The sequence below is a fragment of the Mesorhizobium sp. B263B2A genome, assembly GCF_020165775.1.
Classification (GTDB): Bacteria; Pseudomonadota; Alphaproteobacteria; order Rhizobiales; family Rhizobiaceae; genus Mesorhizobium; species Mesorhizobium opportunistum.
The window spans coordinates 1,104,280-1,115,342 of sequence record NZ_JAIUIU010000001.1 but is presented as its reverse complement, the minus strand read 5'-3'; the positions used below and the strand labels follow the sequence as shown (position 1 = coordinate 1,115,342).

Genomic DNA, 11,063 nt, shown 5'->3' with positions numbered 1-11,063 from the left:
TCGGCGAAGACGCGATAACGACGCTCGGCATGGAGCTGGTCGATCGCTTCCTCGAAGAACCGCTGATAGTTCATGTCAAACCTTCCTGAATGAAAAAGCCGAGTGGCCGCGAGAGCTGGTCGAAGCTCTTGGCGTCACCTTTGCAGCGGCAAGGTGGGCTCGCATTGAGCCAGGTCAATTTTTGCTAGCGCGCTCGACGGTTCGGCGAAGTGACTTCACTTCCTCCAGTTCGAAGAACGGACTTCCAAGCGCAAAAGCATGTCTGAGCACTGCCACGTTGGCCGGGTCCAACCCATCATTGCAAATAGCATTTGGCCGCCGCGAAAATGATTCAAATCAAAGCGCTGCAGGGGTCCTTCTTTCACAGTGGCGCGATGTGGAATCCGATCGCAAGCGCGCCATATGGCCGTAACCTCGAACTGGCCGTCATCGATGATGACGGCCTGCACACGCTCGTATTCCCCTGTGAAAAAGGTAAGGAAGGCTGGAAGGACGCTGCCACCGGTGCTCGCGTTGACATTCGGCCGACCCACTGGCGGCACTGGAAGCCAGAACACAAGCAGACAAATTCACTTCCTGCTTAATGCGTGGAGTCGACGATCATAGCCATGCGCACGAGGTGCGACAGGCTGCCCGCGCCCATCTTGCTCATGACATTCGCGCGATGAATCTCGACCGTTCGCGGGCTTATGCCAAGATCGTATGCGATTGTCTTGTTCGGCAGGCCCAAAACCAGACCATCAAGCACTTGCCGCTCACGTTCCGAAAGCGTGGACAAACTTTTCCGGATCTCGGAGGCTTGCGGATGCGCGACCGCCGCATGACTGCGATTGTCCAGAGCCAGGCGGATTGCATTGATAAGGATCTCGTCGTCGAACGGTTTCTCGATAAAATCGGCAGCTCCCTCCTTCATCGCCTGAACCGCCAGCGCAACGTCCGCGTGACCCGTCATGACAATCACAGGGACAGTGCGCCCGCGCGCTCTCAGCTGACGCAGAAACTCGATACCGTCGATCCCCGGCATGCGCACATCGGTAAGGATGCAGCCGTCTATGTCCTTCGTCGATGTTGCCAAAAATGCTGTGGCCGACTCGTGCAGGCGCACAGCAAAATCGGCCGTTGCAAGAAGAAATCCCAGCGATTTGCGAACGTCGACGTCATCGTCGACCACGTGCACGACATCATTGCCTGCCATTAGCGACCTCGTCCTTTTCGACAATGCGCAGGGTGAACCGAAATGCGGTTCCCCCGCCTGGCATTGCCTCAGCCCAGATATGACCGCCGTGAGATTCGACGATAGTGCGGCAAATGGACAGGCCCACACCCATGCCCTGTTTTTTTGTGGTGATGAAGGGTTGGAACAGTTGTGCCGAAATTTCTGGCGCCAAGCCTGGGCCCGTATCCTTCACGCTGACCTCCGCCATTCCGTCCGCTCGTGTTCTGGTAACCACCCGCAACTCACGGCGCGGCGCTCCCTGCATAGCCTCCACCGCATTGCGCATCAGGTTCAGCAGAACCTGCTGGATTTGGATACGGTCGGTCAAAACGAGTTCAGCCGCCGGGTCAAGCTCATAGCTGACGCGCACGTCAGCTTCCCTGGCGCCCACCAGAGCAAGCGACGAGGCTTCCTCGATAATCGTAGCCAACCGCTCCACCTGACGCTCACTCTCGCCGCGAGCGACGAAATCCCGAAGATGCCGAATGACGTCTCCAGCCCGCAAGGCCTGCTCCGCTGCTCTTTCAACGGCTTCACGCAACATCTCGGCGTTATCGTCCTTGCTCTTTTCGAGAAGCCGGCGGCTGCCTTTGAGATAGTTGGTGATGGCTGTCAGTGGCTGGTTGATCTCATGCGCCAACGTCGAAGCCATCTCGCCAAGCGCAGTGAAGCGGGCCATATGAAGCAGTTCCTGCTGCTGCTCCTGGATCCTGGCTTCCGATTTGTGTCGTTCGGTGAGATCGCGGCAGAAGCCGGTAAAGAACCGGCCGGTTCCCGGATGCATTTCGCCGACAGCGAGCTCCATCGGAAATGTCGATCCATCCTTGCGCATCCCGGTCACCGTTCGGCCCAGACCGATAATCCGGCGCTCTCCCGTGGTCAGATAGCGCTGCAGGTACCCGTCGTGCTCCTCCCGATAGGGTGATGGCATGAGCATGCTGACATTCGCACCAATGACTTCACTGGATTTGTAGCCGAACAAAGCTTCGGCGGCCGCACTGAAGGATTGAATGCGAGCCTGCTCGTCGATGACGACCATGGCATCGGGAACCGTCGCCAGAATTGACCGCAGATGGTCCTCGCGCAACTGGAGGGCTGCGTTGGCGAAGGAAAGGTCACTGACATCCGTGCCCTGGACAAAGATCGCGGTGATGCGTCCGTCATCAGCCTTGATGGGCTGGTAGACGAAGTCGAGGATGCGTTGCTCCGTGGTTCCCTCTTTGGGATTGCGAAGGACGACTTTGACACCGCGCCCGACATAAGGCTCGCCAGTCTCGCTTACTTGGTCGAGCAGTTCGAAGAAGCGCTGACCCTCAAGCTCAGGCAAGGCCTCCCGCACCGGCTTTCCGATGACCTGCCGATGACCGATCAAGCGTTGATAGGCGGCGTTGGTCAATTGGAAAACATGGCCGGGCTCGCTCAGCAAGGTCATGAACCCGGGAGCTTGCTCAAACATCAGGGCAAGAAGCTCATGTTCCGCGGCGCCGCGCTTTTCCTCGCGCTTACCATCGGAAAGCACTGCCGCCGCGGTTTCGCGGCCAGATGGGACTCGCGCCTTCTTGCTCACATGCAGCCCTTGGATTTGAGAACCGGCAACGCCGGCTGATGTAGCACTCATCCCTTCTCAGGCATACCGCTCTGGAACGAGTAGAATCGCGCCACCGCCGCGACAATCAAGACGCCGTCCTTTGACCCGCATCAAGGTGTCGGAGGCCGAAGCGTGCAATTTCGCAAGGCATTCCACCGTCTTCAGCGCGAGGAGTTTTCATGTCCTACAGGTCGATAGTCGTCAATCTCGCAGTAGACGCGGATCCGGCGCCCATTGTGAAGCTCGCTGCGGGTCTTGCCGAGCGCTTTGACGCTCATCTGATTGGCCTGGCCGCCGCGGATGTCCCGCCACTGGTCCGAACCGGCGAGGGTTTGGTCTACGAAGGTGAGGTCATGCAGATCCAGCGGACGGAAATCGAAAAACGCCTCGCCGAACTGCGCGGCGAATTCGAGCGGCTGGTTCCGTCCGCCGTCAGCAGCGAATGGATGCAGCAGGTCTGTAGTCCGACCCGCCTGCTTAGCACTGCCGCACGCGCGGTTGACCTGATCGTGACCGGCGGTGGTGAAGGCGGTAATGTCTTCCGCGCCGTCGATGTCGGTGGTCTGGCACTTGGCAGCGGGCGGCCCGTCTTTGTCGCAGCCGACAATGTCGAGCATGTCTTGGCAAAGACCGTCCTCGTCGCTTGGAAGGATGCCAGGGAGGCGCGCCGGGCGATCGCTGATGCCTTACCCTTTCTGTCGAAGGCCAATGAGGTGGTCGTCGCCACGATAGAGGACGATGCCGATGACAGTGTCCGCAACAACCTGGCGGACGTGGCGGTCTATCTCGAGCACCACGGCATCATGGCGAGGACGGAAATACTTACAGGCGAGGCCAAAGCAGAACGGCTCGTGGCGTTCGCGCGCTCGATCCGCGCTGATCTGATCGTCTCTGGCACCTATGGTCACAGCCGATTGCAGGAATGGGCGTTCGGCGGCATCACCCGAACACTGCTTCGGGAGAGCGGCATCAATCGGCTCATGTCGTACTGAGCCAATAGCCTGGCTTACAACCGCAGGGCACGAAGTCACGGTCCGGATCGAACCGATCCTTCAAGAGAGCCTTTGACCGTGATCACAATTGCTGGTTCGGAGATCGGAAGCGGGGGACCGGATGCCGACGAAGCAGTTTGTTGACCGAGATCAATGTGATGGCGCTGCCTGCGGGCAATGATGGGCATGTGCAGGAGCAAACCACATGACCTTTCTCGACTATCTGATTTCGGTTGACGCCAGGACGGCGTTGATGGGCCGCATGATGCGGACACTGGGCGTCGACAGGCAATTGAAGGTCGTGCCGGATCACGCGGCTGTCACCAACCGGGCGGCAAACCGCTGCCGTGCCTGCGGTCATCAAGACGAATGCTCGACCTGGCTCGACGAACATCACCAAGCTGACGAGCCGCCAGCCTATTGCCGCAACAGTGACCTGGTCGCTCGGTTGCAACACGTGTCTGGCGACCGATAGTCGTTCACCTCGTCCGGACAGCAAAATGAAATGAACGCGGGTGGCGAAAGCCGCGAGCGAGTTCACCCTAGAGCTCATGAAACAAGAAGTACGGACGTCGGTCCGGTGCAGAAAAGATTGTCCTTCACCGCTTTGACACCGGGGACGTTTTCCGCGGCCACAATCGCTGACTGACGTTCGCGTTCGTCGAAGATGGCGCCGCTCAGTTCGACCGCTCCATTTTCCACGGCGACGTCGATCGTATCGGCTCGAGCCCACTTCTGTGCCGAAAGTTCCGCGACAATGTTTTGTCGAATCTGCTCGTCGCTGGCGGTGTTCGATGTCGAGCTTGACCAAACACCCACCAACGCCCGAACCAGATCTGAGCGCGTGACGATGCCAACCACCTTTCCCTCGGCAAGGACAGGAATGCGATTGACGTGGTGCCGGGTCATCAGTTCGACGACTGTCGCAAGCGAAGTTGTCGGGGATGCCGTGACGACACTTTCGCTCCTCACCTCTTCAATCCGCCGTCCGTTGGCCAGGACATATTCTTCGGCAGCTTTTCCCGGGCTGATGAGAAATTCCAGCCAGCGTGGCCGCTTGCGCTGCGTGCCCAATTCCCGGCGGCGAAGGAAGTCGCCCTCGCTGACAATACCCATCAGTTCACCATCGTTTCGAATGACGGGAAGACCGCTGATCTTGTTGGCGAGCATCAGTGCTGCCGCATCGGCGACTGACGCAGACGGGTCAACCGCGATCACCGGCGTGGTCATTATCGCTTCAGCTTGCATGGCTGCCTCCTAAAATAATTTCCCCACGCATAACGAAGTCTTGCTCGCGGCGTCCTTGATCTGAATCACTTTCAGGGATCGGCAACGTCGGCGGCAGGTTGCGAAAGCGCAACGACCGCAGGGTTGCCGGGATGTATGACGACACTTTCAACTGCGGAGGCGACCGTGAAGAAGTCCGGTTCTATCAGACCCGACATGGTCGTGGACGAGATCATGAGAAAATGGCCGGCAACGGTGCCGGTGGTCGTGAGCTACAGAATGCTTTGCGTCGGCTGTCCGATCGGCGCTTTCCACACCGTGGCCGAAGCATGCCGCGAGCATCAGGTCGACGAAACCCGATTTATTTTAGACCTGGAATCAGTCGTTCGAGGAGAACGGTGAGGATCACCATGCTTTGCGTCGGCTGTCCGATCGGCGCTTTCCACACCGTGGCCGAAGCATGCCGCGAGCATCAGGTCGACGAAACCCGATTTATTTTAGACCTGGAATCAGTCGTTCGAGGAGAACGGTGAGGATCACCCCTTGGCTCGGCTCTCGGCGAGAACGACGAGGCGATGCGCATCCTTGACCGTGACTTTCTGGCGTCCGCTGACGATTATTCCGATGTCTTCCCATTTGCTCAGCAGACGGCTTACCGTGTGCAGCGTCGTGCCTGTCATCTCGGCAATATCCTGCCTGGAAATCGGGAAGTCGATTTCGATGCCGATGTCGGTCTTTCGGCCGGTCTGGTTTGCCAAACGCAGCAACGCATGCGCGACCCGCTGCTCGACCTGCTCCGTCGACATCTCGACCACCCGTGTCTGGGTCTCCTGCAGCCTGGTACCGACGGTCTTGTAGGTGGTTGCTCCAAACGCCGGAAATCGTCGCACCAGCTCCGGCCAGAGTACGTTGGACCAGGCCAGCACCACGCAGTCGACCGCAGCGACGGCGCTTGCGGGATAGGTTGTCCGGCCCAGCGCGGCGGCGACGCCAAAGATCTCGCCTTCGCTGATGTATCTGGCGATGACCTGCTGTCCATCCGGCGTGGTGCGGACGACCCGTATGTGACCCGAAATCAGCACGAAAAACGAATGGGCCTCGCTTTCCTGCTCGAAGATCGCAGACTCCTTGGCATAGCGTGACGATCGAGCGCTTCTGAGGATTTCGTTTTGCTCTTCGGGAGCCATCCCCTGGAAGAGCGGCAGCTGCGATATCAGCGATCGGTCCAGCGCAGCCAAAACGAATTTCCTCACGACCCCGAGACGCTGCGCCAATCGCGCGGCAAACCTTTCTTAGCGCGAGTTTGCGCCAGCGCAAATTGTTCGCAGCCGCATCGGGCTAAATGACGTGGAACGGCGCAATGCCGCGAACATGAGACAAAGGATAAATCGATGAAACTCTTCCTCGCTGCTGCAATCTCCCTCCTCGCGCTCGCCGGCGGCGCAAGCGCGGAAGAGCATGTCGTGCAGATGCTCAACAAGGGCGAAAAAGGCGCCATGGTTTTCCAGCCGGCCTTCGTCAAGGCCGCACCCGGCGACACCGTAAAGTTCGTGCCGACCGACAAGACCCATGACGCCGAGTCGATCAAGGGCATGATTCCGGATGGCGCCGAGCCGTTCAAGGGCAAGCCGAGTGAGGAGATCACCGTTACGCTGACCAAGGAAGGTGTCTACGGCGTCAAATGCGCGCCCCACTATGGCATGGGGATGGTCGCTCTGATCGTTGTCGGTAAGCCGGTAAACCTGGATGCGGCGAAAGCGGTCAAGCACGTAGGCAAGGCAAAGACGGTGTTCGCCGACCTGTTCACCCAGGTTGCGGCCAACTAGCCGCAATCAGACAGCCTGCTCGCCGCAAGTCGGAGTGGGCAAGGGCCGGATGGACCGAGGGCGGCGGTTCATCCGGCTCTTTTTATTTGAGGATACAAGTCATCTGAGGACACAAGTCATGGCAATTGCACGTCTGCGGCGCTATTCCGGCCCCGCCTTTCTTTCCTACGGGTTCCGGCCCTTCTTCTTCCTTGGGTCCCTGTATGCCGCGCTCTCGATTCTGCTCTGGCTACCGATCTATGCGGGCGAGCTCGAGGCCCACAGTGTATTTGTTCCGATCGATTGGCATATCCACGAGATGCTGTTCGGCTATCTGCCGGCGATCGTTACCGGGTTCCTGCTGACCGCCATCCCCAATTGGACTGGTCGGCTGCCCGTACAGGGCTTGCCGCTGCTGGCGCTGGTTGTCCTGTGGCTTGCCGGGCGCGCCGCTGTCTTCTTCTCGGCTGACATCGGCTGGCAAGCAGCCGCGGTGATCGACGGTTCATTTCTGTTCGCGGTGGCTGCCGCCGCCGCCCTCGAAATCATCGCCGGACGCAACTGGCGCAACCTCAAGGTGCTGCTGCCGCTTGTCGTGATGGCCTGCGCCAACGGCGCGTTCCACATCGAGGCCCATGTCCAGGGCACGTCGGACATCAGCCGCAGGCTCGGAATGTCCGCGGCGATCCTGCTCATTTCGCTGATCGGCGGACGCATCATTCCAAGCTTCACGCGCAATTGGCTCGTGCGCGAAAATCCTGGCAGGCTGCCGACGCCATTCGACCGTTTCGACATTGCATCTCTGACCATTTCAGCCATCGCTCTGGGCGCCTGGACGTTCGCCCCCGACAACGATATCTCCGGGCTGCTCCTGGCGGCCGCCGCCACCAGCCAGGCATGGCGGTTGGCGCGATGGGCTGGCGATCGCACCTTGCGGGATCCGCTCGTTCTCATTCTTCACCTCGCATACGCCTTCGTGCCGGTTGGACTTTGGCTGATTTCGGCGTCGATTTTCTTGCCTGCGATGGTGCCGGTTGCTGCAGGACTCCATGCTTTGGGCGCCGGCGCGGTCGGCTCGATGACGATCGCGGTGATGGCCCGCGCCACCCTTGGCCATACCGGTCGGCAACTACGGGCCGGACCGCAAGCGATTGTTGTCTTCGCCGCGATCCTCATCGCAGCCATGTTGCGCATACTTGCTGTTTTTATCCCCTATGACGGGATCGTTCATGCCGCGGGCGCTGCATGGATTCTGGCGTATGTCGGCTTCCTCCTGACTTACGGCATGGCCTTGACGACGCAAAAGGCCAGGTAGCGACGAAAGAGACTGTGAGACCAGCCCTGCCGCTACAGTCAAGGCGGCAGGGCGGCGGCTGTGCTTTCATGACACGCATGCCCGTCGGCTTACAAATGCGTAAGCTTCCGGCCACAATTCCGGGAGGATTCGAGCCCAATTGTGCCGAGGTTTCCAGGCTATTCAGTATCGCGACTGCGCAGCTGTTGAATCATCAGGGGAGTCACATGACGGAAACCAGGATTGGCTATTCATCTTACCAAATTGCGCTTCATTGGATCATAGCGGCGCTGGTGTTGTTCCAACTGTTGTTCGGGGAGAGCATGACAACCGTGGTCGACGCGGCCGAAAATGGAGCCGCGGTCTCTCCTGCCGACCAGACATTGGGCTCTGCTCATTTTTGGGTGGGGATTTCGATCCTGGCGCTCGTGTTCGTCCGGCTCACAATGCGCCTGATATCCGGTGCTCCTCGCCCGGCGGACCGCGGGCCCGCCTGGATGCGGATCGCCGCGCGTGGATCGCACGGCCTTTTCTATCTTCTCTTGCTCGCAACGCCGATTGTTGGACTCCTCGCTTTCTATATTGGCGATCCGTGGGGCGACATCCATTCGCTCAGCAAGCCGGTGTTTATCGTCCTGATTTCGGTTCATGCCTTGGCGGCCCTGTTCCACCAGTACTGGCTTCGCGACGGCACGCTGAAGCGGATGCTGTCGCCCGGTCGGTAGGACGGGTCTGGCAAATTTGTCGCCCACGTCAAAGCCGGGCCTGTTGGGCATACTCTGACGGCGCCTGCCGTCAGATCATGCCCAAATGGGAGAGCAGATCGCTCGCCCAGCCAGGGCGATCCCGAACCAGCCTAAACCCCAGATTGTCGGGGGGCAGGCCAACAGCGCAGCCTCCGCTTTTTCCGTCGCTGACGAAGTTCGACATATAGGCTCTGTGAAGGCCTTCGAGGACGTGGACGCCGCAATTGTCGACCGAACTCGCAACACCGCTTCCGTCTTCGGCCAGCGTCGTGCGGACATAACAAGTCGAAGTCCACTCCCAGACGTTGCCGGAGAAGTCGGCCAGGCCGCGCGAATTCACACCAAAGGAGCCCCGGCTCCTTGGCAACGGGTTCGGTTTGCGATTGAGGTCAAGCTCTGCCTGGTAGCTGGTGAGCCAACGTCTGGCCGGGTTGTCGGCATCGTTTTCGACACCCTCGAATTCCCCAGCAAACCGCTCCGCCGCGGCAAAGGCCCACTCTTCGTCGGATGGCAGCCGCCACAGGCTGCCGGTCACATCAGAATACCACCGGGCGTAGGCAACGGCGTCGAGGTAGCTCACTCCTGTTGCAGGTGCATCGCGCGGGATTGAGCGGGTCTCCTCCGCCGGCCGACAGGCGCCAGCCGACACACAATCCGCGTAGTCGGCAGCGCTGACCTGATAGGTCATGATCTCGAGCGGACCGTTGAGTTGCCGCTCGACTTTGGGATTTGCTTGCGGGCGTCCGCCCCTAAGGTACTCGCCCGGCATCGGATAGATGATCGAACCTGGAAGCAGGCTGACCGTCATGGCAGCGACATGGGACCGTCTATGGCCACTGGCTGCCTGTATCGATAGCCCAACCGGCACGGCTGCGGCCATCATGGCGATCGGCATGAGTTTCAGGATGAAAGCCGACATGTCTTTTGTCCATGCCCGGACAGCATTGCTGTCCGGGCAAATTGAAAGTGCCGTTCAGTTGATGGCGATGGGCTTGGGTGCTTCGACCTGCGTCATCAGGTCGTCATTCCAATCGCCCTCGACCTTGAAGTGAGCGGTTGCTCCGAGTTCCACGGCCTCGATCAGATTGTGATTGACGTAGGCGTAGACGCCCGGCTGCAGGAATGTGTAGAGCGCCGCCCCCGCAGAACCGCCGCGGATGAACCAAGTCTCCAGATCCTTGGCCGGCGGGTTTGCGAATTTGCCCAGTTCCCAGACATAATCGCCGTGGCCGCCGATCAAATGCGGCCGCGTATCGCGATTGGCCTGAGAATGGACGATGAGCACCGTTTCGCCGACCTTGGACTTCATGGCGTTGTCGCCGGTCAGGGATCCGACCTTGCCGTTGAACACCACATGGGTCGGAATAAGCCCACGCATCACCTTGACGGTGTCATCGTAGCCGTCGCCGGCGGATTCGTAGCTCTTGAAATTGCCCTTCTCGTCGCGCGGAATGTAGAAGTCACTCTCGCCGATGTAGAAGATCTTGTCGTACTTGACCGGTTCGCCCTTGTCGTTCCTCAGCCCGTCGCGCGGCAGCACCATGACGGCACCGTTCATGCCGGACACGACGTGCCAGGGGATCATCGCGCCGCCAGGGGCGCAGTGATAGACAAACGTTCCCGTCCGCGTCGCCTTGAAGCGCAGGGTCACCTGTTCGCCCGGATTGATCAAGGTCAGGCCCCCGCCACCCAGGCCGCCGGTCGCGGCGTGGAAGTCGATGTTGTGGGCCAGCGAGTTGGTGTCGGGATTGATGAGGGTCAGCTCGAGGTAGTCGTCCTGGTGCACGACCATCAGCGGGCCCGGGATCGAGCCGTTATAGGTCATCGCGTTGAGCTTTGCGCCGTCGGCATCGATGACGACAGGTTTTTCCTCGATCGTCATGGTGAACTCGACGATCTTCGGGCCGCCCTTGGCGATCTGGTCATGCGGATGCACAAAAGGCGGTGCCACGAGCGTGATCTTTTCACGGGGCAGCCCGCGGATCTCCGCCTTTGTGACCGTTGCCGACAATGCCGGCAGTGCCGCAACGGCGGCAGCGCCGAGCGCTGCTCCGAAGAGGGCTTCGCGTCGCGTGATCATGTCAATCTCCTGTGTCTCGACCGTTGCGGATGAGAAGAAAGCTACAGGACCTGACGCAGGGTTTCTTTGCGCTGGCGCAAATTGATGGGCATTAATCGGAGAAATAACAGCCTGG

General features: G+C 59.8%; 13 protein-coding genes. 7 read left to right on the top strand and 6 right to left on the bottom strand.

Features of this window, described 5'->3' with window-relative positions:
• The first annotated feature begins 311 nt into the window (after positions 1-311).
• Positions 312-584: a hypothetical protein gene (locus LB568_RS05330; RefSeq protein WP_318013237.1), complete on the top strand. Its 273-nt coding sequence runs from the start codon at positions 312-314 to the stop codon at positions 582-584.
• On the opposite strand, the gene fixJ is transcribed toward LB568_RS05330, so the two are convergent.
• Together fixJ and LB568_RS05320 are read right to left on the bottom strand one after the other, a co-directional pair.
• Positions 581-1,195: a response regulator FixJ gene (gene fixJ / locus LB568_RS05325; protein ID WP_224729468.1), complete on the bottom strand. Its 615-nt coding sequence runs from the start codon at positions 1,193-1,195 to the stop codon at positions 581-583. The two genes, LB568_RS05330 and fixJ, sit on opposite strands and share 4 nt — an antisense overlap.
• Entirely contained in the window at positions 1,182-2,735 is a 1,554-nt protein-coding gene (locus tag LB568_RS05320) for a PAS domain S-box protein (protein WP_412033894.1), read from the bottom strand. The genes fixJ and LB568_RS05320 overlap by 14 nt, the downstream gene beginning before the upstream one ends.
• A gap of 248 nt (positions 2,736-2,983) precedes the next feature.
• On the opposite strand from LB568_RS05320, the gene LB568_RS05315 reads away from it, so the two are divergent.
• Together LB568_RS05315 and LB568_RS05310 are read left to right on the top strand one after the other, a co-directional pair.
• Positions 2,984-3,796: a universal stress protein gene (locus LB568_RS05315; RefSeq protein WP_224729466.1), complete on the top strand. Its 813-nt coding sequence runs from the start codon at positions 2,984-2,986 to the stop codon at positions 3,794-3,796.
• A 205-nt stretch (positions 3,797-4,001) separates the two neighbouring features.
• Entirely contained in the window at positions 4,002-4,271 is a 270-nt protein-coding gene (locus tag LB568_RS05310; protein WP_140574692.1) for a DUF6455 family protein, read from the top strand.
• A 74-nt stretch (positions 4,272-4,345) separates the two neighbouring features.
• Here the strand turns inward: LB568_RS05310 and LB568_RS05305 are convergent, their stop codons facing one another.
• Positions 4,346-5,044 carry a CBS domain-containing protein gene (locus LB568_RS05305; protein ID WP_224729465.1) on the bottom strand — a complete coding sequence of 233 codons (699 nt, stop codon included), beginning with the start codon at positions 5,042-5,044 and terminating at the stop codon, positions 4,346-4,348.
• Positions 5,045-5,209: 165 nt separating this feature from the next.
• On the opposite strand from LB568_RS05305, the gene LB568_RS05300 reads away from it, so the two are divergent.
• The gene (locus tag LB568_RS05300) at positions 5,210-5,425 is read left to right on the top strand and encodes a DUF1858 domain-containing protein (protein ID WP_224729464.1); all 216 of its coding nucleotides are present in this window, start codon (positions 5,210-5,212) and stop codon (positions 5,423-5,425) included.
• Between the two features lie 134 nt (positions 5,426-5,559).
• Here the strand turns inward: LB568_RS05300 and LB568_RS05295 are convergent, their stop codons facing one another.
• Positions 5,560-6,261: a Crp/Fnr family transcriptional regulator gene (locus tag LB568_RS05295; protein WP_013897079.1), complete on the bottom strand. Its 702-nt coding sequence runs from the start codon at positions 6,259-6,261 to the stop codon at positions 5,560-5,562.
• Between the two features lie 153 nt (positions 6,262-6,414).
• Between LB568_RS05295 and LB568_RS05290 the strand changes: the two genes are divergently transcribed.
• From LB568_RS05290 to LB568_RS05280, 3 genes are all read left to right on the top strand, one after another.
• The gene (locus LB568_RS05290; RefSeq protein WP_013897078.1) at positions 6,415-6,849 is read left to right on the top strand and encodes a pseudoazurin; all 435 of its coding nucleotides are present in this window, start codon (positions 6,415-6,417) and stop codon (positions 6,847-6,849) included.
• Positions 6,850-6,967: 118 nt separating this feature from the next.
• Positions 6,968-8,143, top strand: coding sequence for an NnrS family protein (locus LB568_RS05285; RefSeq protein WP_224729463.1), 1,176 nt, complete (start codon positions 6,968-6,970; stop codon positions 8,141-8,143).
• 206 nt (positions 8,144-8,349) lie between these two features.
• Positions 8,350-8,847 carry a cytochrome b gene (locus LB568_RS05280; protein ID WP_013897076.1) on the top strand — a complete coding sequence of 166 codons (498 nt, stop codon included), beginning with the start codon at positions 8,350-8,352 and terminating at the stop codon, positions 8,845-8,847.
• A 70-nt stretch (positions 8,848-8,917) separates the two neighbouring features.
• Here the strand turns inward: LB568_RS05280 and LB568_RS05275 are convergent, their stop codons facing one another.
• Positions 8,918-9,787, bottom strand: coding sequence for an SUMF1/EgtB/PvdO family nonheme iron enzyme (locus tag LB568_RS05275; protein WP_224729462.1), 870 nt, complete (start codon positions 9,785-9,787; stop codon positions 8,918-8,920).
• Between the two features lie 54 nt (positions 9,788-9,841).
• On the bottom strand, positions 9,842-10,948 hold the full coding sequence (nirK, locus tag LB568_RS05270; RefSeq protein ID WP_140574720.1) for a copper-containing nitrite reductase: 1,107 nt from the start codon (positions 10,946-10,948) through the stop codon (positions 9,842-9,844).
• Between the last annotated feature and the right edge of the window lie 115 nt (positions 10,949-11,063).

Coding starts and splice junctions, on each gene's coding strand:
- fixJ (WP_224729468.1), bottom strand. CDS start 1,195: ATGGCAGGCAATGATGTCGTGCACGTGGTCGACGATGACGTCGACGTT.
- LB568_RS05315 (WP_224729466.1), top strand. CDS start 2,984: ATGTCCTACAGGTCGATAGTCGTCAATCTCGCAGTAGACGCGGATCCG.
- LB568_RS05310 (WP_140574692.1), top strand. CDS start 4,002: ATGACCTTTCTCGACTATCTGATTTCGGTTGACGCCAGGACGGCGTTG.
- LB568_RS05305 (WP_224729465.1), bottom strand. CDS start 5,044: ATGCAAGCTGAAGCGATAATGACCACGCCGGTGATCGCGGTTGACCCG.
- LB568_RS05290 (WP_013897078.1), top strand. CDS start 6,415: ATGAAACTCTTCCTCGCTGCTGCAATCTCCCTCCTCGCGCTCGCCGGC.
- LB568_RS05285 (WP_224729463.1), top strand. CDS start 6,968: ATGGCAATTGCACGTCTGCGGCGCTATTCCGGCCCCGCCTTTCTTTCC.
- LB568_RS05280 (WP_013897076.1), top strand. CDS start 8,350: ATGACGGAAACCAGGATTGGCTATTCATCTTACCAAATTGCGCTTCAT.
- LB568_RS05275 (WP_224729462.1), bottom strand. CDS start 9,787: ATGTCGGCTTTCATCCTGAAACTCATGCCGATCGCCATGATGGCCGCA.
- nirK (WP_140574720.1), bottom strand. CDS start 10,948: ATGATCACGCGACGCGAAGCCCTCTTCGGAGCAGCGCTCGGCGCTGCC.